Annotated in this window: 19 protein-coding genes and 4 pseudogenes; 12 read left to right on the forward strand and 11 right to left on the reverse strand. The window is 67.0% G+C overall.

All coding sequences use genetic code 11. The features are described 5' to 3' along the window. Nucleotides 1–179 precede the first annotated feature (179 nt). Nucleotides 180–683, reverse strand: a complete 504-nt coding sequence (locus tag AC069K_RS03935; protein ID WP_478611868.1) for a GNAT family N-acetyltransferase — start codon at nucleotides 681–683, stop codon at nucleotides 180–182. A 64-nt stretch (nucleotides 684–747) separates the two neighbouring features. Between AC069K_RS03935 and AC069K_RS03940 the strand changes: the two are divergent. Continuing rightward, nucleotides 748–1,008 (forward strand): annotated as a pseudogene (locus AC069K_RS03940) (transposase family protein); the annotation flags it as partial. Between the two features lie 63 nt (nucleotides 1,009–1,071). Here AC069K_RS03940 and AC069K_RS03945 read toward each other — a convergent pair. The 4 genes from AC069K_RS03945 to AC069K_RS03960 all read right to left on the reverse strand — a co-directional run bounded on the left by AC069K_RS03945 (nucleotide 1,072) and on the right by AC069K_RS03960 (nucleotide 5,660). After that, nucleotides 1,072–1,641, reverse strand: a complete 570-nt coding sequence (locus AC069K_RS03945) for an SMI1/KNR4 family protein (RefSeq protein ID WP_478611870.1) — start codon at nucleotides 1,639–1,641, stop codon at nucleotides 1,072–1,074. A 679-nt stretch (nucleotides 1,642–2,320) separates the two neighbouring features. After that, nucleotides 2,321–3,532 (reverse strand): HTTM domain-containing protein, encoded by a 1,212-nt coding sequence (locus AC069K_RS03950; RefSeq protein WP_478611872.1) that lies wholly within the window; start codon nucleotides 3,530–3,532, stop codon nucleotides 2,321–2,323. After that, on the reverse strand, nucleotides 3,522–4,079 hold the full coding sequence (locus AC069K_RS03955; protein ID WP_478611874.1) for a DUF5819 family protein: 558 nt from the start codon (nucleotides 4,077–4,079) through the stop codon (nucleotides 3,522–3,524). The genes AC069K_RS03950 and AC069K_RS03955 overlap by 11 nt, the downstream gene beginning before the upstream one ends. 291 nt (nucleotides 4,080–4,370) lie before the next feature. Continuing rightward, a complete protein-coding gene (locus AC069K_RS03960) occupies nucleotides 4,371–5,660 on the reverse strand; it encodes an ice-binding family protein (RefSeq protein WP_478611876.1) in 1,290 nt (429 codons plus the stop codon). 486 nt (nucleotides 5,661–6,146) lie between these two features. Between AC069K_RS03960 and AC069K_RS03965 the strand changes: the two are divergent. Further along, a pseudogene (locus AC069K_RS03965) lies at nucleotides 6,147–6,392 on the forward strand (DUF5994 family protein); the annotation flags it as partial. A gap of 141 nt (nucleotides 6,393–6,533) precedes the next feature. Here the strand turns inward: AC069K_RS03965 and AC069K_RS03970 are convergent. Both AC069K_RS03970 and AC069K_RS03975 read right to left on the reverse strand, forming a co-directional pair. Then, nucleotides 6,534–6,881, reverse strand: coding sequence for a hypothetical protein (locus AC069K_RS03970; RefSeq protein WP_478611878.1), 348 nt, complete (start codon nucleotides 6,879–6,881; stop codon nucleotides 6,534–6,536). 643 nt (nucleotides 6,882–7,524) lie between these two features. Next, the gene (locus tag AC069K_RS03975; protein ID WP_478611880.1) at nucleotides 7,525–7,773 is read right to left on the reverse strand and encodes a hypothetical protein; all 249 of its coding nucleotides are present in this window, start codon (nucleotides 7,771–7,773) and stop codon (nucleotides 7,525–7,527) included. 509 nt (nucleotides 7,774–8,282) lie between these two features. Here AC069K_RS03975 and AC069K_RS03980 point away from each other — a divergent pair. Both AC069K_RS03980 and AC069K_RS03985 read left to right on the forward strand, forming a co-directional pair. Beyond that, nucleotides 8,283–8,909: a hypothetical protein gene (locus AC069K_RS03980; protein WP_365104965.1), complete on the forward strand. Its 627-nt coding sequence runs from the start codon at nucleotides 8,283–8,285 to the stop codon at nucleotides 8,907–8,909. A 456-nt stretch (nucleotides 8,910–9,365) separates the two neighbouring features. Further along, nucleotides 9,366–10,025 carry an MSMEG_1061 family FMN-dependent PPOX-type flavoprotein gene (locus AC069K_RS03985; protein ID WP_478611882.1) on the forward strand — a complete coding sequence of 220 codons (660 nt, stop codon included), beginning with the start codon at nucleotides 9,366–9,368 and terminating at the stop codon, nucleotides 10,023–10,025. Nucleotides 10,026–10,093: 68 nt separating this feature from the next. Here the strand turns inward: AC069K_RS03985 and AC069K_RS03990 are convergent, their stop codons facing one another. Then, nucleotides 10,094–10,945 (reverse strand): hypothetical protein, encoded by an 852-nt coding sequence (locus AC069K_RS03990; RefSeq protein ID WP_478611884.1) that lies wholly within the window; start codon nucleotides 10,943–10,945, stop codon nucleotides 10,094–10,096. A gap of 352 nt (nucleotides 10,946–11,297) precedes the next feature. On the opposite strand from AC069K_RS03990, the gene AC069K_RS03995 reads away from it, so the two are divergent. From AC069K_RS03995 to AC069K_RS04020, 6 genes and pseudogenes are all read left to right on the forward strand, one after another. Next, complete coding sequence (locus tag AC069K_RS03995; RefSeq protein WP_478611886.1) at nucleotides 11,298–11,912, forward strand: NAD(P)-dependent oxidoreductase; 615 nt, start codon at nucleotides 11,298–11,300, stop codon at nucleotides 11,910–11,912. A 459-nt stretch (nucleotides 11,913–12,371) separates the two neighbouring features. After that, nucleotides 12,372–13,208: a helix-turn-helix domain-containing protein gene (locus AC069K_RS04000; RefSeq protein ID WP_478611888.1), complete on the forward strand. Its 837-nt coding sequence runs from the start codon at nucleotides 12,372–12,374 to the stop codon at nucleotides 13,206–13,208. Between the two features lie 82 nt (nucleotides 13,209–13,290). Further along, complete coding sequence (locus AC069K_RS04005) at nucleotides 13,291–13,788, forward strand: cupin domain-containing protein (protein ID WP_478611890.1); 498 nt, start codon at nucleotides 13,291–13,293, stop codon at nucleotides 13,786–13,788. After that, a complete protein-coding gene (locus AC069K_RS04010) occupies nucleotides 13,785–14,504 on the forward strand; it encodes an SGNH/GDSL hydrolase family protein (protein WP_478611892.1) in 720 nt (239 codons plus the stop codon). The genes AC069K_RS04005 and AC069K_RS04010 overlap by 4 nt, the downstream gene beginning before the upstream one ends. A 266-nt stretch (nucleotides 14,505–14,770) precedes the next feature. Then, complete coding sequence (locus tag AC069K_RS04015) at nucleotides 14,771–14,962, forward strand: hypothetical protein (RefSeq protein ID WP_478611894.1); 192 nt, start codon at nucleotides 14,771–14,773, stop codon at nucleotides 14,960–14,962. 333 nt (nucleotides 14,963–15,295) lie between these two features. After that, nucleotides 15,296–15,406, forward strand: a pseudogene (locus tag AC069K_RS04020) (IS5/IS1182 family transposase); the annotation flags it as partial. Between the two features lie 131 nt (nucleotides 15,407–15,537). Here the strand turns inward: AC069K_RS04020 and AC069K_RS04025 are convergent. Beyond that, a complete protein-coding gene (locus AC069K_RS04025; protein WP_478611896.1) occupies nucleotides 15,538–15,969 on the reverse strand; it encodes a VOC family protein in 432 nt (143 codons plus the stop codon). Nucleotides 15,970–17,029: 1,060 nt separating this feature from the next. Then, nucleotides 17,030–17,213: pseudogene (locus AC069K_RS04030) on the reverse strand (IS701 family transposase); the annotation flags it as partial. 109 nt (nucleotides 17,214–17,322) lie between these two features. Between AC069K_RS04030 and AC069K_RS04035 the strand changes: the two are divergent. Further along, complete coding sequence (locus AC069K_RS04035) at nucleotides 17,323–17,727, forward strand: type II toxin-antitoxin system PemK/MazF family toxin (RefSeq protein WP_478611898.1); 405 nt, start codon at nucleotides 17,323–17,325, stop codon at nucleotides 17,725–17,727. Nucleotides 17,728–18,678: 951 nt separating this feature from the next. Here AC069K_RS04035 and AC069K_RS04040 read toward each other — a convergent pair. Then, nucleotides 18,679–18,933: a helix-turn-helix domain-containing protein gene (locus AC069K_RS04040; protein ID WP_478612025.1), complete on the reverse strand. Its 255-nt coding sequence runs from the start codon at nucleotides 18,931–18,933 to the stop codon at nucleotides 18,679–18,681. A 139-nt stretch (nucleotides 18,934–19,072) separates the two neighbouring features. Here AC069K_RS04040 and AC069K_RS04045 point away from each other — a divergent pair, with 139 nt between their 5' ends. After that, nucleotides 19,073–20,059, forward strand: coding sequence for an LLM class flavin-dependent oxidoreductase (locus AC069K_RS04045; RefSeq protein WP_478611900.1), 987 nt, complete (start codon nucleotides 19,073–19,075; stop codon nucleotides 20,057–20,059). The last annotated feature ends 247 nt before the right edge of the window (nucleotides 20,060–20,306 follow it).

The raw sequence follows: 20,306 nt of genomic DNA on the forward strand, positions 1-20,306 counted from the left end.
CTACGGCGAGTGTGCCCACGGCCCGGTGACCTGCCGATGCGGACCCGCATCACGACCGCCCGCGCTGGCCGCGGGCTCGTACCCCAGGAGGCCGTCCTCGCATGCGTCATGCACCCGACGACCACCCGACCGAGCCTGCTTTTCGAACACCAGCCCCCGAGCATTGCGATAAAAACTACTTACGCGCCGGAGTGCTCCGGCAGGGCGAGCCAGTCCGACCAGGAGATCTCTCGGCCGAGGAAACGCGGCTGCTCGAACGGCCAGTCGGTGGCGATCCACTGCGGCACCAGCTCGTCGAGAGCCTGCTCAACCCTGCTGCCCACCAGCTCGTCCACCACCCACCAGGAGATTTCGCCGTCCGCTCCTACCCTCTCCGGTGGGTCGATGTAGACGCAGCCGAGTAGCGCTGTCTCCGTCGCGTCGAACAGCGCGTAGTTGAAAGACTGGTGTGCGGCGATCTCTCTCTCGTGCCGCAACAGGTCGGCCTGGTCGGCCTCGTAGGTCATGGTGGCCGCGGGCCAGCCCCAGGCTGAGCCGTAGATGGTCCACAGCCGCTCGCGCGAACCCATCACAGCCGGATAGTCGAGCGGGGTGTCCGCCTCCCGGATCGGCCGCAGGTGATGACCACTGCCTGGCAGCGGTACCAGGACGGGATGGACGAAGTTATCGGGGAGCCAGCTCATAGCGCCCGACCGTAACAGCGCGCGGCCGTCCGCTCCTCTGGATTTCCCCGTCTACCGGCAGGGCCAGGGCGTCCCCGTGCTCGCAGACCGCGCCTACATCGGCGCCGGCCCCTGGGTGACCACACCGATCAGAGGGCTCCCGACCCGGGACATCACCACGACCCAACGAACGATCAACCGGGCCCTGTCGGCAGCACGGGCACCGGTCGAACGATGCATCTCAAGGCTGAGGTCCTGGCAGATCTTCCGCCGGGCCCGCTGCAGCCCCAACCGCATGACCGTCATCGCTGCAGCCATCCTCACCCTGGAACGTCAACGCTGGTGAATCTCATTGCCGTTCCAGGGGGGAGCACGGATGGGCCATGGCCGTCGTCCAGTTGGGAACGTCTCATGACCAGACAAGTCGCCCTTCGGCAACGGAACAGACCGGATAGTCCCCCGCGCCGATCCTCGTCAGCATCTCCGCCACTGAGTCGAAGTAGTGAGCCATCGATTCGTACGCGCCGGTGACCGTGGGCTCACCCACGAACCATCTGCCGATACGTCCGTCCCTCGCGTCGATGAACTTTCCCATCCAGCCGTCCTGGTCCGACAGGAACGGGATCCACTCGTTACGCCAGAACGGGTAGTCCGGCTGGTCGGGCGGGTCGAATCCGCAGGACGTGGAGCGGTTCGCGTAGAGCCTCTCCATCGCCCGGATGCCCAGAAAGAAGCTTCCCTCGTCGGGGAACCCGTCGAAACCGCAACATTGCACTTCGTCGTCGAAATCTGCCTCCGGCAGATCCAGACTGTTCTGCAACAGCCACGTCCGCAGGTCCCCGTGCAGGGAGATCCCCATCCGTTCCTCGGCTGCGGCAAGCATCTGCTCCGTAGCGGGCCCGGGCAGATCCGCGTGATCGGCCGGCGCGTGCTCCCGAAGCAGACTCATCACACGCGACCAACTCTCAGCCACACTCATCGCCCTCTGTCCTCTCCACAGGGATGCCTCCGTCCGACTAAGCCACTGCGGAGGTCGGGAAGTACCGGCCGGAGAACCTTGCAGGGATGATACTTCGAGCATACGTTCTATCTCTCGCGCGATCGCCTTCCGCCCCGACATACGGAGCCAGCCCCTCAGCGAAGTGACCGCCCGCGACTTTTCACAGAAAACCCACCGTGCCGACGGGCCCAGCCGAGGAGCTTCCAGGACTCAAGCGAGGACCATGACGTCACCTTGGAGTGGCGAAGCTGAAAACGCTCAGTGTGTTTGATGCTGGTATCGGATAGTGCATGGTGAATTTTGGCAACCGACTCTGGCGCACAGCGAAGTGATGCGCCGGAAACGCCGCTTCTGCGGCAACCGGCGAACGGTAATGGGCCGACTTCTTGGCAAGAGCTCCTGTCTCATCCAGAAACCCACCGGTCGGACCGAGTTGAGAACACGCGCCCCGGTGCACCAGGCACCCCCCGGTACACGCCGCACTCAGGCCGGCCACCGGTCGGGTGAGGGGGGTGGCCTCCGACGATGCACGAGGCTCCTGTGCCGTTGCGAGAGGTATTTCGACGGCTCAACTCCTGAGCGGCGGGTCCTCGGTGGTGCCCCGATCCGTAGGCAAGGAACGGCTGTCCGTTCGGACATCCACGAGTCCGCGCGGCTTTCACTGCGCCACCGACGGGCCGGACGGTGGCGGACCGGCGTGACCGCTCGCCGGGCGGGACACCGGCCCGTACTCCTCCCGGATGTCCGCGTGGCCACCCTGCTGGGGGACGGATCCGAGCCCCGTTCCCTGCCCCGGTGCCGGCACGTTGCGTCGACCCGTACCGCGGCGAAGGAGGTGAGGCAGGAACGTGTAGAAGCGGTCGGGAAGGAACACCGCGTCCGCAACGATCATCGTGCCCGAGAAGAGCGGCAGTCCGAGGACCACGGCGATGGCGACGTGCATGCCCAGCAGCACGGCCAGGACGGGGTACTTGAGCCTGCCGAAGAGCACGAACGGAAAGGCGACCTGGGTGAGAACGGTCAGGTAACCGAGGATCGCCATGGCAAGTGGATACTGGTCCATGGCGTGGGAGAGCGCGGGCCACGGCTGGAAGAGCTCCAGGTTCAGCACATAGTGCAGGGCAGTGCCGTCGTCCCAGAGTGAGCCCTGAACCTTGTACAGACCGGCCGATCCGTACAGGAAGCAGACCTGCGCCGCGATCACGAGGACCCCGCAGTTGTGCACCACGGTGACCAACGTCCGGCGGGCCGCACGCAGGTCCTGCGCCACAAGGCTCCGCGACCGCGCAACGTCCGTACGCGCCGCCTTGATCCGCTCTCGGCGTGCGTCCAGTGACCAGCGCCGACCGCACGCGGTGAGCGTGAGGTAGAGGGCCATCAGGAGCAGGAGATTGTCGCCCCCGTCCGTCATGAAGATCGCCCTGGCATGAAAGGAGACCACCACGGCGGCGAACAGCATGGACGTGGCCCGGGTCCGCCAGCCCAGCATGAAGAGCGCGGACACCAAAAGGGCCAGCACATAGCAGAGCTCGAAGTAGGCACGGCGGTCCGACAGGAGCAGGAAGCTCCACCAGCCTGTCTGGTCGAAGAGCTGTGCCGCCAGTGAGGGTGTCCACGGGGAGCCGGGACTCCAGATTTCGTACCGGTGGGGAAACTCCCGCAGGAGAAAGACCAGGTAGAGCAGCCCGTAACCGATCCGCAGAACCGACGTGGCGTACAGGGACACCGGTCGCCCGGTGAGAAGGTCCCAGACGCCCTCGGTCCGTGCGAGGAGCAGATGGTGGACTGTGGCGGCGGTCCACGCCCCGCCCACGGACCCGCCGGGTACGGCCGTAGTGGCCGGGATTTCGCGGACTTTCTCACTTTCCATGAGGGGTCACCTTCCACCACGGCAGGAGCCGATTCTCCACCGGCGTGGGCGGCCGGCGCCCGGCCGCCGTGCCGGTCGCGGCGACGGGTACTGTGACGACCCGAAGTTGGATGAACTCGAATGTGCCTCCGCGGTGGCCGGCGACGCGGTCCGCGGCGATGTTGCTCAGGTATTTCTGCATCATCACGGCCCGCGGTGAGCGTGCCGTGTCGTCCACGCCGTGTGTGTCGACATAGGAGGTCCAGGCACGGCGCAGGAGGTTCTGGGCGGTGTGGCTGGGAAACGGGTCGTGTTCGACGGCGGCACGGTCCAGAGCGGTCAGGTCGGTCCAGGGGCTGACCCGCGTCGAGCCGTCGGGTCCGCTGTGTGCGGTCCTTGCCCACACCCTGCGGTTGAGGGAATCGGGATTGGGGGCGAAAAGCCGCCAGTTCTGTTCGAAAAAGGGGTACACCCACGCATCGACGTGTCGGCTGTATCGCTGTGAGACGGGGTTGGCAGGCGCCACGTGGAGAAAGATGGCACCGAGATGAACCAGGGTCGTCACCACGCACAGGAGGACGGCACCGCGCAGCGCCGCTCTCGGCGCCCTGGCACCCCGGAACCGCGTGGGGGGCGGGTCGGCGTCCTTTCGCCGTTCCCCCGGCAGTGAGCCGCCGTCGGTCTGTCGGTGTTCCCTTACGACTGCTGAATCAGTTCCGCTCGACACCGCCCACCTTGCTTTCTCCTGTTCGCTGCCCGGCCTCAAAGGTTTTCCGTGGACCGGCATTGGCGGCGCGCGGCGGGATCGAGGGATCCCGCCGCACGCGGTCATCCGGTGTACGGACTCACCATCTGCCGACTAGCTTTCGTGGCCTTCTTGGCTCTCGGACTTCGGTGCATTGCCGTAGCCGTAGTTGCCGTAGCCATAACCGTGGTTGTTGTTGGGCCGGTCGCCATAACCGTGGTTGCTATGGGGCCGGTCGCCATAACCGTGGTTCGACTTGCCCGGCGCGCCCTGGTGGTCCTCGCCCGGTTTGCCGTTGTGGTCATGCCTGCCGCTGTGGTCCGGTCCGGCGTGATCGCTCGGCTTGCCATGGTGGTCACCGGGTTGGTCGCCGCCGTGCTGACCTGCGGTGTTTCCGGCCGTGTTGCCCGATGTGTTTCCTGTGGTGACGTTGTTGCCGGCGGTGTTGCCCGAGGTGTTCCCGGCAGCCGCGCCGCCCGTCACGTTGACGAGCGGCCCACCGAGGAGGCCGCCGTTGACCAAGCCTCCCCCGATCAGACCGGCGGTGCTGCCGGTCGTCGATCCGATCGTGGTGCCTGGCGTGGTGCTTGGCGTGGTGCTTGGCGTGGTTCCGGTCGTTGTTCCGCTGGTGGTGCCACTCGTCGTGCCGCTGGTTGTTCCGGTCGAGCAGGGGTTGAGGAAGATCCGGTTGGTGTCGAGCGTCACGGCGCCATTGCGAGCCAGCGCCCGGCCCTCGATGTTGGTCCCCGTGGTGACATGGATGTCCGTCAGAGCCATGATGGTGCCCACGAACGTGGAGTTTGTGCCGAGGGTGGCCGAACTCCCGATTTGCCAGTACACGTTGCACGGCGAAGCGCCGTTCGTCAGCAGCACGCGGCTGGAGGAGGCTGTCGTCAGGGCCTCCGGAATCTGGAACACCCACACGGAGTTCGGGTTTCCTCCGGCGTCCAGGATCAGATCGCCGGTGAGACCGACACCCGAGGACGCGGTGTAGACGCCCGGGAGCAGCGTGGTGCCGTTGCCGATGCCGGCCGCGAGTGCGAAGTCCTTCGCCTGGCCCGCTGCGTTGTTGTACGCCGTGACCAGGTCGGACTTGGCCTGAAGTGCCACGGCGTCGGCGGCGTGCACGGCGCCGAGCACCTCGCCGGGCGGGAAACCGGTGATGGACGGGTTCGGGTGCGTCCCGAGGTCGTGACTGATCACCGTGGGGCCTGTGTTGGTGACTCCCGCGCCCGCCAGCACGGAGAAACTCGCCGCCGTGGCCAGTGGCACCGGTGTGGCGATGGCGACTGCCTGGGTGGGGGACAGGACGACCATCGCGGTGGCGACCGCGGCGGCGAGGGTCGAGGCCAGCAAGCTCGGCAGGGTGCGCCGGCGAGCCATCTCAGGGATTTTCAGCTTCATCAAGAGGCCATTTCCTGTGGGGGCCGTGGCGTGCCGGGCTGTAACCGAACGCCCGGAGAGCCTTGATCTGCTGAAGCATATTACGGAGGAATATTCGTGAGTTCACGGAAAGTGACGGGGATTTATGGTTTCCGGGAATTTATCCCTCGGATGCGGGATAATTATTGAGGAATCCATATTTCCGATTATCCGGTGCGTTCACGCGGATGCGTGCATACGCTCCCGGGGGCCGCGTGGGCGGTGATCGTGCCGAGGTGGACAGCCTTGGCCGAGCGTCGCGCCGTCGTGGTTTCCGGTGCTCTCGACAGGGTCGGGATGCAGGTCGACTCCCGGATGGCGCCACCGGACGTAGGCGTGAGCAGGTATTTCATCGGCGGGAAACGAGGCCCGGAACCGTCGGCGCAGCTGGTGCGGCGGGGGCACGACTTGTCGTGGGAGGGCGCGCGTTCGGCGGCGGTATCGTTGCCCGCAGATGGCGGACACACGATGAAGGAGTCCGACACCCCTCGCGCTGCGGGGTTTCCGCCGGAGGCCTTTCACCGGGCCGCGAAACCCTGGACGGTCCTTCTGCGGCTGGATACGACTCAAACCGGGGAAGACCGTCTCGCCGGTGCGTGGTGGCCGCGTTCCCGCCGATTCGGCGTCGAGCTGCCCGACGTCGTCCACGTGGTGACCGGGCACCTCGGCCCCATCACGCGTCGCATCGGGCTGGACGCCGGCGCCCTGGGATGGGTTCCGGCCCGTTCGGGCCGACCACGTCACCCAGGCGAATCAGACGGGCATTTCGCACACCCGACGCTGACCGGTGTGCGAAATGCCCTCGGTGCTGTCGACACTCCTCCGCGCCCGGCCGTGATGCGGAGCAGTGGTCGCCTAGATGTGGACCAGTCGCTGGGTGATCTCCCGGTACTGCCTCAGCGCGTGCCGAAGTTCATCGGGTTGTGCGTCGGGGTTCTGTCCCTGCCAGCCGGCGCGCAGGAGACGCCGTCGTTCCGCGAAGGCGTTCACGAGCTGCGCGGTGGCTTCGTCGTAGGCGCTCTCCGCCTCTGCCAGTGCATCGAGCGGGGTGTCGGCGAAGGTGTTGAGGGCGTGCCGGAGACGCTGGATGATCTTGCCCTGTTCGTCCGGCCGGAGCAGCGGCTCCGGGCTCGGGCTGCGGCGTCCGGCCGTGCTCGGAGTCTGGCCGGCGGACTGCTGGGCGCGTGCTTGGTCGTACATCATCGGGGGACACTTCCGTTCCGGTTAAAGGCGTTCTTGGTCTTCTCCGCGGCCTGTTGCAGGTTTTCGGAGACGAGGTCGTTGCTGCCTCGGCCTTGCAGTCGCCCATTGACCGGGCGAGGCGGTATGGCGGAGGGCTTCGCCGCGTGTGCCGGAGTTGCATGGCTCGGCGTCATAGGGCCTTTCAGCCTCCGCCGATGGTCCGTGTCACGCGGCGGCTCGCGATCAGGGCCGCCTTGTTACGGCCGAGGTGGAGGCGCATATGGCCGCATCGACGCGGTTAGCGTCAACCCCCGCTACCGGCTGATCATCCCGCAACAGATGATGCGCCCCCGCAACGGATCCAGTACGTCGGCCGGCGCGGTCAGCTCGTGGCTCAGGTCACGGGAGCGGGGCCACCGGTTGCCGACCAGCTCGACCTGTCCCGGGGAGGGGACCACGGGTGGGAGGGCAAGGCGCGCGGCGAGGGACAGTCGGTGATCGACATCGTGGGAACCCGTCTCCGAACCCCTGCGCGTGAGCAGTTGTCCGGTGTCGTTGCTCACCAGGAACGACACCGGTATCGGCGCCGGTGCGCGAAGTGCTCCCAATAGGTTCACGCTACTCCCCGAAGAGGACGAACGGGCCGCACCCGGAGGTCCTCTCACTACCGGCGACCGTCCTTGCCCGAGGAACGGCTGGTCTCCAACCAGGACCGCGCCGGTTCTGCCGCGCTGGTGGCGTCCACAGTGAGCTCGAGGCGGGTCCCTCCCTCGGCGTCCGCTGGATAGCTGCGCTGTTCAGTGGTGGCGAAGCAGTGACGGAGAACCTCCGCGACCCGACGGGCGACCTCGGGGGAGGCAGAGACGATACGTACGTCGGCGTGTCCGTCGGGGGGCGTTTCCTTGGGCTGCATGACGACCTCGTTGTTCGCGCATGGGCATGGATCCGTGGACTGGATCTTCACCCTACTCCGGCCCGTGTGACCAGCGAGCTTTCCGACTGCTGCGGGTCGCGCAGTACCGAGAAACGAGGCACTCCGTATTCCTCGCAGACAGGCGAGTGCCATGTCCGACTCCGGCTCCCCGCGTGTGACCAGGCTCCTGCCGGACGCCGTCCACCAGGCGGTGAAGCAGGGGACGAGTGTCGTACGTACGGCTACAGGTCAGGCATGACCGGTGGGGCGTTGTCGGCGGCGCGTGGTGGCCGTGTACCAGTGATATGGCTGCCGCTCCGTGCGACAAGACCTACGACTGTGCTTGGAAGTTCCATACTTGCACAAGAAGAACTTCAGGCCAGAATTTGAGCAATCAGGCCATTTAAGTCATTGGATCATTCAATATGACGAAGCGGGTGTCTTCTCGGCTAGGTTGATGAATGCCAGCCGGAGAATTTCTCTGACTGAGCAAAGGGAAGGCGTACATCATGCGCTCCACGCGCACCACCCTCGTTCCCCGTACGGTCTTGATCGCTGCGATCGCCGTGGCCGGCCTGGCCTTCACCCCCACCCTCGCCTCCGCGACGGCCCGGGCCGAGACGAGCAGCACCAGCACAGCCACCGGCTTCGGCATCCTAGGGTTCCCCGGCGCCAACGGCGCCAACGGCGTAGGCAGCAACGGCGGTGTCGGCGGTCTTGGCGGCACCGGGGGCGCGGCCGGCGCCAACGGCAACGGCGGTACCGGAGGCGCTGGCGGCAACGGCGACGGCAGCGCGAGCACCGGAGGCGCAGGGGGCACCGGCGGGGCCGGTGGCGCCAATGGCAACGGCGGCGCGGGCGGCTTCGGTGGAGCGGCCAAGCTCGGCGGTACAGGCGGCAAGGGCGGAGTGGGCGGCGTAGGCGATGCCGGTGCCGGTATCGCAGGCGGCAAGGGCGGCAACGGCGGCGCGTCCATCGTCGGTGGCGGCCACACCGGTGGCAAGGGCGGCGCCGGCGGCGCGGCCAGCCCGGTGTGCCCCGGCCAGCCGGGCGGTAACGGCACCGCGGCCACTCTCACAGCCGACGGCACCACCGGTGCCACAGGAGCAGCCGGCAAGACCACCCTCCCCTGCTGAACGGACCCTCGGGCAAGCAACACACCTGTGATCCAGCTGCTGTCAGGACCGGGGTACCAGCCGACCGTGACAGAAGAACAAGGACACACTCAGGTGTCACGTGCGCGGTACGAGACACCTGAGATGTGGTGAACGATTCACGACAGAGCGCCCGGCTGTAAGACTTCAGCCGGGCGCTCTCTCGTCCGAAATCTTCAAACGTCCGGAGGTGGCGCCGCTGCTCGTAGTTGAGTCAACGGACACCGCGACCGGATACTGCCGAGGCTACCGCTTGCAGGCCGACCCGTGAGGGACCCCAGGCGGCCTGCGGGTTCGGCTGGCCGGTGGTTCAGCAGACCAAGGTGCGCACGTGGACCAGCTACATGCCGGTGGCGCCAGGCGGCCTTGACAGCGCGCACCATGCCCCGTACTCCACCAGCTGCGCTCGATCGCAGGTCAGCCCACTAGGGTCGGGCCATGACAACATCCCCTGCCAGTAGTGCATTCGATTCACTCCGCCTCGACGCCGTGCGCGACCACGAGGCGCTGCGCCGGGCCTACGGATTGCCCAAGGATGCGGCTTTGCGCAAGCAGATGCCCGAACTCACCGACCAGACCCGGCGGCTGATCGGCTGCTCATCGCTGGTGCTGGTCGCCAGCGCGGACGCCGAGGGCAACTGTGACGTATCCCCGCGCGGCGGCCCCGCCGGGTTCGTCTCCGTCCTGGACGCGCGAACGGTTGCGATACCGGACGCGACCGGGAACAAACGCCTGGACACCCTGCAGAACGTCATCGCGACCGAACGGGCGGGACTACTCTTCGTCATCCCGGGTCGCACCACGACGCTCAGGGTGAACGGCCGGGCCTGCGTCTCCACCCGTCCCGAGCTGCTGTCGCAGTTGACCGCCGTGGGCAAGCCGCCGGCCAGTGCGCTGGTGGTGGGGATCGAGGAGGTCTACCCGCACTGCCCCAAGTCGCTTATGCGCAGCGGGGCCTGGAAGCCGGAGCAGTGGTTGCTGACTGATGCGCAGCCGACCTCAGCTGAGGTGACACTGGCTCAGTTGCGGATGCCGGAGTTGACGATCGCTGACATTGAGCAGGCAGAGGCGGACTCGCTGAAGTACAGGTACGCGTAAGAATCCGTCCTGCGGTTACTGAAACCACCAACCGGCCGCAAGATACCGGTCGTGGTCGCCGACGTCGGCTACGGTCGCGGAACCTCTTTCGAGCCGCCGGACTTCAGCCGCCTGGTGCGCTTCTTGAGGAGTTTCTCCGCGACTTCGTGGGCCCGAGCCGGGTCGTAGACCGTGATCGTCTTGTCCGGTGAATACATCGCGGCGGCCCGGGGCGTGTACTGATAGCTGCGGACGCCGTGGCTGACAGCCAGCGCGTCGACCGAGCCGACTGGCACCTGCCACAGGGCTGCCAGGGACGATGGAGTCCACCACTCGTCCGGGCAAACGAAGTTCCGATCAACCTCCGTCTGGTACTCCACCGCTACGTGAGTCGAGCCGAGCTGGCTGGTCAACCAGTCGAGCAATGCCTTTGGGTCGACCCGGGATATTGGGGCCTGAAAGCCCGCCTCACACTCTTTCATTCCTGCACGCGTGTGCAACACCACTTTGAGTGACTTTCGTTGGCCCAGCCTGAGCCGCTCGACAATGACGACGCGCTGCAGTTCAGCCACAGAAGCGGTCGACGAACGCAGTAAGGACCCGATCACGAGTTGTTTCGCATTCCCCTGGGGGCGAAACTCGACCCACCGCACCATGGTGGTTGACACCGTGAGTATCAACCCCAGGGCGAGACCGATGATGGCCAGGGCTGTTAGCCCGAGACCAACCCAGAGCATGGCCCAGACCAGTCCGGACTCTGTGAGTACGGCGATCACCAGAGCCGGCAGCAGGAGGGGGGACGCGATCCACAGCGGGACCAAGACGCTCCCGCCGATCGCGACACTGAACTCCCGGACACGGCTTGGCACGAACACCAGCCGCCCGCCCTCTGCCGTCGCCGACACAACTCCCGCCAACGGATCCGTGTTGCGTATGGCCATAGGTCAAATGTAGAGACGAGCCGGGATATGCGTAAGAGGCTGGCACGGCACGGCAGTTCCACGCCCACGAGGGACCCCTTCCGAGCTCCCGCGACAGGCTGTTGAACGGATCACCGCGCCAGACGAGTCGGAGACCGAGACCGAGGCCAAGCCGGCCTCACGCCTCGGCGAGTCGTCCTGGAGGCACCGCAGGATCGGCGTGCCCAGCCTGCCCGGAACGGCACCAGCGGGGACGGGCAGACGGTGTCGAGCATCTCAGGATCCAGGGACGTCCGGTCGGCCCGCGGCTTTCATGATCCACACCGCAGGCGGTATCCGATCGGAAACCAGCTCTCGGCCTACGCTCTCTTTCATGGAAAGGAACAGCAGCAAGATCATCATCTTTGGGGCTGGCGGCCGGGTCGGCCGGGCGGCCGAGGCGGAGGCCCGGCGGCGGGGCCACGAAGTCACAGCAGTCGGGCGGGCCGACGGGCAGGTGACGGACCCAGCAGATGTGGCCCGGCTCGCCGCCGGGCACGATGCGGCGATCGTCGCCGTGTACGACCCCGCGACAAGCCCCGGCGAGTTCTTCCCCGCAGTCGCCCGTGCCCTCGCTCAAGGGCTCCCGACTGCCGGGGTGACGCGACTGGTGTCCGTCGGGCTGGCATCCGTGCTGCCCACCGCGACCGGCGACCTGTTGATGGACACCCCCGGATACCCGCAGGAATGGCGGGAGTTCTACGTCGGCCACGGCGCCGGGACCGAGGCGCTGCGCGCGGCCGCGCCGGATTCGCTGGACTGGGTGGTGCTGAGCCCGGCCGGGGACTTTGACCACGAGGGCGAGCCCTCCGGCGGTTACGCGCTCGCCCCAGCTGCCGCCGGGAGCCGGATCACCACCGCGGACTTCGCCCGCGCACTGCTGGACGAGGTCGAGGTGACGACTCTGCACCGGACCCACGCGGGGGTGTCCGCCGCAGGACCAACATGACCCATGGCAACCCGACCCCTTGGATCGCCGACGACATCCGCCCCTTCCACGGGACCGTGGCCATCCTGCCCCGCGGTGACCGACCTGCTCTGACAGACAACCCCGGGGCCCGCCACAACGGCCTCGCCGCCCCTCGTTGGCGGTTGGCCCGCTTCCGTGTGGCAGGGTGAGCAGGCGGGCGTACGTCACGGTGTATCCGGCGAGGACCAGTCGCAGGGCGCCCTGGGAGTAGCGCCGAGGCCGACCTGTATCGCAGGCGCAGCCGCCTGGGGGACAGGGACGTTGAGCAGTTGCACGAAGGTGCGCTGAGCACCACCGGCAGTGCGAGGCGTCCGCCGCTGACGGCAGCAGCGCCGCGGCGAGCTCATGGGGCCGGGCGGCGACGGCGTACGTGCCATGGCTGCGATCAGTCGCTGGATGGTGATCTTCCTGGGTCGGGCGGCTCGTACACTGTCGAAAATGGAGGACCACGCGGCCACCGGGATCGGGGCACGTCCGGCGCCCGTCTTGCGGCAGTACGTCGACTCGTATGTCGGCTTCGACCTCCGCGGGCTCCCGACGGGGGTGCACTGCGGGCCGCCGAGCCGCGCGCTCACTGCGGTGATCAGCCTGTCAGATCCTTTGGAGGTGGCGGCGGGCGTTGACGACGGGTCACCGGTCACCCGGTTCGACAGCGTGGCCGGGGGTCTGATGTGCCGGTCCGTCGCGATTCATCACGACGGACGTCAGCAAGGTGTTCAGGTAGCGCTGACACCGCTCGGGGCCCGGGCCATCTACGGCATGCCCGCCGCCGAGCTCGCCCACCGACTGGTCCCGCTTGACGAGGTTCTCGGGGCGCTTGCCGTCGAGCTGGTCGACCGGCTCCGATCGGCGACAACATGGGCGGCACGGTTCACCGCGCTGGACGAATTGCTCCTCCGAGCTGTCGACCGAGGCGCCTGCGGCGATCATGTCCGCCGGGTGCGCCCCGAGGTAGCCGAGGCGTGGCGCCGCCTCGTCGCAGCGCGGGGTTGCGTCCAGGTTGGCGCGGTCGCCACGGAACTCGGCTGGAGCCGTCGGTACCTCACCGAGCGGTTTCGCGGCGAGATGGGCCTGTCGCCGAAGGCCTTCGCCCGCGTCTTGCGCTTCGAGCACGCGCACGAACTGGCGGCGGCGCGGGACCCGCTCCCGTGGGGCGATGTGGCCAGCGTCTCTGGCTACGCCGACCAGGCCCATCTCGTCCGGGACTGGCGCGAGTTCACGGGCCGAACACCGACGGCCTGGCGTCGCAGCGAAGTCCTCCTCGGAGCCGGGTAGCCGCCAACCGTCTGCCCGGCGCATCGGCATCTCTTCCCTTTTCTTCAAGACCGCCCGATCACTGTCGTGGACGATCATCGGCATGAGACTCGTACACCACGAAAGCAATGCGGCGGACCTGCGGACCACCCCCGTGCATCTCGGACTGGGATCGACAGCGAAAACCGTCGAGGGTCTCACCTGGGACCCGGAGGTGCTCCAGGCTTACAGCGCCGCGGTCGCGGCAGACGGCGCCGAGGGCCGGTTGGTGATGATCTTCGACGGCGACGGTCTCGGTGACCATTGGGAGAGCCACCCCGCAGGCGACGAACTGGTCGTTTGCCTCAGCGGGTCCGTGACGGTCACCCGCGACGTGGACGGGGTCCTCGACCGCGTTCTGCTCGGACCGGGCCAGGCCACCATCAACCCGGCCGGGGTATGGCACGCGGTCGACATGCAGGGGCCGACGTCCATCCTGGCCATCACCGCGACCCTCGGCACTGACCACCGTCCTCGGACCGACACCCGCCCGACCGAACACGCCGGCACGCCCCGCCCGACCGAACACGTCGGCACGCCCAGCCCGGAGGAAGCGCCGTGACGACACGCATCGCGTGCCTCGGCGACAGCCTCACCCGCGCGCAGTTCAGCGTCGACTACCTGGATCTTCTCGGACGACGCCACTCTTCCGGTGACGTACAGCTTGCCCGTTTCGGCGCCAACGGCGACTTCGCCTACAACCTCTTGCAGCGTCTCGATGCTGTCGTCACGAACCCACCCGATGTGATCACCGTGTTGATCGGGACCAACGACGCCCGAGCAAGCATTGCCGGCTACCCCGTCGAGCAGGCCATGAAGCGCAAACAGCTTCCTGAACGCCCGTCGGCCGACTGGTTCCAACAGTGCCTGGGAGCCGTCGTCGCACGGCTGCGAGCGGAGACCGACGCTACGATCGGTCTGCTGTCCCTGCCGGTACTCGGCCAACAACTCGACGGAGCAGCGGCACAGGCATCGCAGGCGTACAGCCGGATGATCGCCGAGGTCGCCGACAGCAACGAGGTGGCCTACCTTCCGCTCCACGAACGCCAGATCGAGGAACTGCGCCAGGCGGACCCGCCGCCGATTCCATACCGGGAGGTGACGCCGGCAGCGGTCGTCGGCGTCCTCGCCCAGCACACCTTGCTGCGCCGTAGCCTTGACACGATCTCGCGGCGGCGAGGTCTTGTGCTCACGACCGACCACATCCATCAGAACAGCCGCGGCGCCACCCTTATCGCTGAGGCCATCGACGCCGGCCTGATGACCCGGAGCGCGTAGCTGGTTCCGGCACCCGGCCAGTCGGATGCCATCGACCGCGGGGTGGTGGCATCCGATCCAGGTGGTCAACGCCTACGACATCCGGCTCGTCGGGTTGCGTGATGACCACTTGGCCACGGCCCTGATCAGCTCAAACGACTCATCGGACAGCCCCTCGGCCGATGGCAACGGCTGCGGGCGGACCAGGTCGACCGGCACGCCCTGCCCCGATGCAGCCTCCGGCTGCTCGGCCGCGGCACCGTTGTGAGGAACGCGCAGATCCGTTCGTGAGCGAGCTGGAGGGCGGAGCGGCCGTCGAGCTGGGAGAGCTTGGCTTCCGCCCTGGCGAGGCTGACTTGGAGGCCAGCAACTTCCCCGGCCCAACCTTCACGCTCGGCTTCTTCGACGCGAGCGATGAAGTTGTCGCAGATCTCGGCCGGGCGGGACCTCTGGGAGGGGTCCGGACGACGAAGCATTGAACAGCCGGACGCACGCGTGCTCGTGGACGGAGGCGGTGCCGTAGACGCGTCCGCAGGTGTATTGAGGTCTTTGCCGGGTCAGTCGTCATCGATCCCGGCAAGCATTCCTGGCGCCGGTGAGTGTTCCGAGCCCTGGAAAGCTGATAATGATCCGTGCGTATAGGTGCTGCACATAAGACTCCACTGCCGCTTGCGCGAGGCCGCCCTGCGCGCAGAGCAGCACCGTCTGTGGCCGCTGCCAGGTCACCACGGACCCCGTGCCCCGGCGAAAGATCTCCGGGCTGCAGGACGGTCCCCGCCAATGTCACGGCCACGCGAACGTTGCCTGATGCCGCCCGTATGAAGACCTGGAAGGTCCTGCGCGACTGCCGCCTGAGACGCGACGGTGTGCGCCACGCGATGCACGGCGTTGCCCGCTTACACAACCTGGCTCTCACGGGATGACTCCCGCCGCATGCGGGACCTGAGAGGTCCACGGGAGACTGGCCTTGGGGAACATCGGGCAAGCGATATCGGCAGCCCATATGTTCCCCAAGGTTGGAGATGGCTCCCCACGTCGCAATCTCGGAGGAGAATTAGTCGAGGCAGAACTCGTTGCCCTCAATGTCCTGCATCGTGATGCACGACTCGTTGACGCCATCGGCGCGCTGCGTCAGCACGTGTTTCGCGCCGAGTGCTATCAGTCGTGCGCATTCGGCCTCGAGCGTGGCAAGGCGCTCCTCACCCACGAGCCCGGTGCCGACCCGCACATCAAGATGCAGCCGGTTCTTGACGACCTTGCCCTCGGGAACTCGCTGGAAGAGCAAGCGCGGGGCCAGACCCGAGGGATCGATGCACGCGAAGTAGATCTCGTCATCGGGCGGCAGCGAGAGGTGGTACTCCTCCCACGTGGCGAAGCCCTCCGGGACCGTCGGCACGACGTACCCCAGCACCTCGCACCAGAAGGCGGCGAGGCGCGCAGGCTCCGCGCAGTCGAAGGTCACTTGGAACTGCTTGATCGTTGCCATCGGCGCACGATAACAGGGCCCTGCTCATCTCCCCAGGTCGGGAGGTCCACACGTTGTTGGGAGGACGCGTCTACTACCCGCTGTTGTGGCGTGCGGTCGCAAGGGCGAACGGAAGTCAGTGCCTCCTCAAGGGGAACCTGGGATGCGATACCGGCCAGCCACTCTCGTGCTGCCAAAGATCAGTTACGGGACAACCGTCAAGGCGAACCGGTAGCTCAGTGAAGGGAGTTCGTCGCGCACGAAGTCCAGGTCCAGTTCAGGTAGGTACAACCGCGGGAGCACCTGGGGTCCACACGTGCCGCCCTCATCGTTCGTGAGCGGCACCCAGCTGACTCGCAGCCAGGCCTGCCCGGGCCTGCGGCGAGCCCGCGAGTGCCGCCTACGAGGGCTGGCTCCTACGGTTCTGGGCCTGGGCGGACGGCTACGACTTGCCACATCCGGCCAAGGCTCGGTCCAGCTTCTCCAGCCAGCCGTCGACCTCCGCCTCTGAGTCGAAGTCGGCATTCGTGATCCGCTGCACGAGAGCAACGGCTTCTGCCCTGCTCAATCCCATCATGCTCATCTCGTTTACAGATCCCACCAGCAGTACAGGCGTCGACGCCCAGGCTGGCACGGTCTGCCAGTCTGGACAGCAGGACCACCACCTCGCAAGCGGTACCGTCGGTGAGCCCGTACGCCTGCGATTCATCCGTCTCAGCCCACGCACCAGCAGCATCGGCCAGGCCGTCGTGCGATGCGGTCGTCAGGCCTTCTTGCTGCCATCCGGGCCAGCAGTCGGCAGACCGTCTGCCACGGCGGAGGTCAGGCGGCAACAGTCTCCAAACACGTCGTGTGTTTCGCCGGTCGGCCGCCGGACTTGACCGCTGGCACCAACGGACGGAGATCTCCCATTCCGCACGGGACAGGTCCGTCGAGTAACGGGTACGCAGCCCGCACACCCCAGCCCCCCTGAAGTGAACACCACCCCTCTAACAGTCCGGTGCCGACGGTTCGTCTGCCCATGCGTCCTCCTGAGTCAACGATGAATCCCCAAGGCATGACGCGGAGGGCTGCAAACCATCCTTGATCCGGCCCACTCGGCGATGGTCCAGCAGTTCTTGCGCGAACAGGACCGACAACAGGCCGAGTACCAACTTCCGGCCGGCATCGAGATTCGAGCCGTGTGAAGCGTCCCGTATCCGGCTCAACGGGCCCTCGAACGCCTCCTGGCAGCAGGCAGGGTCTACGCTGTGACTTGCGGTCACCGCATGATCGTGTGTCTTCACACGCCGATGATTAACGGCGGCCGCACCCGTCTCCACACCGCGTCAGGTCGCGCAGCGTCTGCCTGTCGTCCTGTGTATCGGAGGGCTTGTGCAACGTGGCGAAGTCTGGTGGGTCCAGTTCGACGAGCGGAGGTTGGTCGTACTGCTGTCAGGAGACGACGCGTCCGGCTTCCAGGTGATGCAGGTGGTCGCTCCGGCGGGACTCGACATCAGCGGTCTGGGCATCGAAGTGGCGGTCGGCGCCGGTGAAGGGCTGCCGCTCGAAGGCGTGCTGCGGCTCGCGCTTCCGCGTCCAGGCTTCACCCCGTGCACGTGGCTGACCGCCGTGTCCCGGGACGACCTGATAGAGCGGGCGGCCGTCCTGTCCTCCAGGAAGCTCAGTGAGATCGACGATGCCTTCCGACTTGCTGAACAAGCACAGGAGCGGACCCCGGCAACGACCGCGAAGCTCAGCGAGATACGGGAGGCCCTTCGCCGCAGCGAACACGGTTAGGTGGAAGCGGAGTTGACGTCCGTGACGGCATGGGCGATCTCGGGTGAGACGATCCACGCCGGACAGGCCATGGGACGTCAGCGGCAGTCCACCCGGCTCGGCGCGACTCGTCGATCAGCCGGGTGGTGAGGGCGCGTTCGACGACCAGGACGTGGGCAGTGGCGGGCTTCCCTGTCGCCTCCAGTAGTTCCTTCGGATGCCTGGCCCCACGGGCAAACAGAGGGTGAAGGCCTCCTCGAACTGGCCGATGATCGCAACAGTGTCAGCATTGCCGCTCCGCCGCAGGATCGCGCGGAGTGAAGAGCCTGCCGTGGGTGCGCCGCCGGGGTGGGGGCCAGGGGTACAGATCCGCAGCGCCGCGATGTGTAATCCGGCGGTGCGCTAGAGGCCGGGGTGCTGGAGACGGTGGAGGAGTCCGGCGCGCAGCTGGGATGGCTTGCAGCTGCCGGCAGTTGCGGCGGCACCGTCGCGACATCGGTCCAGGCTGGCGGCAAAATTGTCACTTGTAGGGCGGCATGTTGTTGGTCGGGTCTCCAGAGCTCCAGTCGATGTGGGTCACGAGGACGGTCAGGAGGAGTACCACCACGATCAGGACGAGCACGCCCACCCAGAAACTGTCCGCAGGTCCGGGAATGTGTGGATCCAGAGAGCTGTCCGGCGGGTCACCATCCCCCTCACCAGCATGGTCCCCGGCTTCACTGTACCCATCGGGTGCCACGGCCCCTCCTTCGATAGGGCCATGGCACCGCACCGCGGGGCAGGCGTCAAGGCCGCCCGCAGCGGCTGGTTTCGTGGGGCCGCAGGGGCGTGACCACCAGCGGGTCAGGCAGGTTCAAGGCAGTTGACCCGCCAGTGCTGCCAACGCTGGTGATCGACCCCGAGCCGATGAGCCATCGGCCGCAACGAATCTGATCAACTTCACCAGGACGCTCAGTTGACGCACTGAGCCTTTCAACTTCCACGGCCGGTCCTCCACTCAGCCCTGCGCGGCCCGCCCCCCTCCAGTCCGGCGGCCAGCCAGTCGCGCCAGTCGGGCTTCATTCGGGACGGCAGCCAGGACGGCCCTTTGGGCCGCAGCGCCTCCACACCGGCCCCCCGCCAGCGGGCGTGCCAGGCATAGACGGACTTGCGGGAGACCTGCGATCGCCGTGCAACCCGCGTCGGCGTCACCCGTTGCTCGTACAATTCGTCGGCCTCGAACCGCACATTCTTGCCCTGAGCCAACTTGTTCGTGGTCAGACCCCCCGTCGGGATACCGCATCACACGCGCATGCACCCACCAGCGAGATCACCGTCACCCTGAGCCGTAAACCTCAGTAGCCGCTTCCTTCCCTATGCTGGCGGGATGATCGATGTGCCGATATCAGTGCTGGAAGTCGCGGTGGTCGAGTCAGGGACCCGTGGCGTGGAGACCCTGCGGGATACCGCCGTCTTCGCTCGTAAGCTCGAACTCCTGGGGTACCAGAGGATCTGGTACGCCGAGCACCACCATTCGCCCGCGATCGGTGCGTTCCCGCCCGTGGTCCTGATTGCTCACGCGGCGGCCTCGACCTCATCGATCCGGCTCGGGTCGGGCGGAGTACTGGCGCCCAACCATGCGCCCATCACGCTCGCGGAGCAGTTCGGAACACTGGCCGCGTTGCACGAGGACCGCATCGACCTGGGTATCGGCCGCGGCCCCGGAACTTTTGACGAGGCCACCGCGCGCGCACTGCGCCGCGGAGCCGGGCCGGCGACGGACGAGCAGTACCACGACGACGTCGCGGCGATCCTGTCATTCCTGGTGGACGAAGTGTCACTCGGTTTCCTGCCGGAGCCCTGGCTGCTGTGCTCCAGTACTGCGGGTGCCGCCCTCGCCGCGCGACTCGGCCTGCCGATCGCCGTCGCCCACCACATCCGGCCCGACAGCACCTTCGCCGTACTGGAGCGCTACCGGGCCGAGTTCGTGCCGTCCCGTTGGTGTGAGCGGCCCCGGGTCCTGGTGTGCGTGGAAGTCATATGCGCTGAGACGGAACAGGAAGCGGCCTGGCGAGCCGGGCCCATGGACGTGGTGAAGGCCGGGCTCATCAAGGGGCTGAGCGACATTCCCTTCCCCACCCCTGCGGACGCCGCAGCCCATCCCTTCACGCCGGAGGAACGACAGGCGCTCGCCGGATTCCGTGCACAGCAGGCGTGCGGAACACCCGAGACCGTCGTGCGCCGGCTCGCGCAACTGGCTGCCGAGACCGGAGCGGACGAACTCATGCTGACCACGCCTGTTTACGATCTCGACGCCCGCGTCCGCTCCTACGAACTCATCAAAAAGCACTGCGAGGCCATGACAGCGCCGTGAGAGGACGGGACCTCGGATTTTTCGTCACGGTTGTCTCGCTCGCTGTGAGCAGGCATGACAGAGACCCTCCGGAACTGGTCAATGCACGTTCGGGCACTCACAGTTGACGACTCGCTCTCGGTCCTCCAGGGCTGGGACGCTCCACGGTGACCGGCCGCTCGCGGCGCAGGCGGACCTAATTGAGGCGGTCCTCACGGGCGAGATACACGAGCAGTTCGAGGGGCCCTGTGGTGCGGGAATCAAGGAC

The organism is Streptomyces sp. NPDC043908 (genome assembly GCF_056435525.1).

Bases quoted from the DNA above. Each gene is read 5' to 3' on its own strand.
- AC069K_RS03935 (WP_478611868.1), bottom strand. From the start codon at position 683: ATGAGCTGGCTCCCCGATAACTTCGTCCATCCCGTCCTGGTACCGCTG.
- AC069K_RS03945 (WP_478611870.1), bottom strand. From the start codon at position 1,641: ATGAGTGTGGCTGAGAGTTGGTCGCGTGTGATGAGTCTGCTTCGGGAG.
- AC069K_RS03950 (WP_478611872.1), bottom strand. From the start codon at position 3,532: ATGGAAAGTGAGAAAGTCCGCGAAATCCCGGCCACTACGGCCGTACCC.
- AC069K_RS03960 (WP_478611876.1), bottom strand. From the start codon at position 5,660: ATGAAGCTGAAAATCCCTGAGATGGCTCGCCGGCGCACCCTGCCGAGC.
- AC069K_RS03970 (WP_478611878.1), bottom strand. From the start codon at position 6,881: ATGATGTACGACCAAGCACGCGCCCAGCAGTCCGCCGGCCAGACTCCG.
- AC069K_RS03975 (WP_478611880.1), bottom strand. From the start codon at position 7,773: ATGCAGCCCAAGGAAACGCCCCCCGACGGACACGCCGACGTACGTATC.
- AC069K_RS03980 (WP_365104965.1), top strand. From the start codon at position 8,283: ATGCGCTCCACGCGCACCACCCTCGTTCCCCGTACGGTCTTGATCGCT.
- AC069K_RS03985 (WP_478611882.1), top strand. From the start codon at position 9,366: ATGACAACATCCCCTGCCAGTAGTGCATTCGATTCACTCCGCCTCGAC.
- AC069K_RS03990 (WP_478611884.1), bottom strand. From the start codon at position 10,945: ATGGCCATACGCAACACGGATCCGTTGGCGGGAGTTGTGTCGGCGACG.
- AC069K_RS03995 (WP_478611886.1), top strand. From the start codon at position 11,298: ATGGAAAGGAACAGCAGCAAGATCATCATCTTTGGGGCTGGCGGCCGG.
- AC069K_RS04000 (WP_478611888.1), top strand. From the start codon at position 12,372: ATGGAGGACCACGCGGCCACCGGGATCGGGGCACGTCCGGCGCCCGTC.
- AC069K_RS04005 (WP_478611890.1), top strand. From the start codon at position 13,291: ATGAGACTCGTACACCACGAAAGCAATGCGGCGGACCTGCGGACCACC.
- AC069K_RS04025 (WP_478611896.1), bottom strand. From the start codon at position 15,969: ATGGCAACGATCAAGCAGTTCCAAGTGACCTTCGACTGCGCGGAGCCT.
- AC069K_RS04045 (WP_478611900.1), top strand. From the start codon at position 19,073: ATGATCGATGTGCCGATATCAGTGCTGGAAGTCGCGGTGGTCGAGTCA.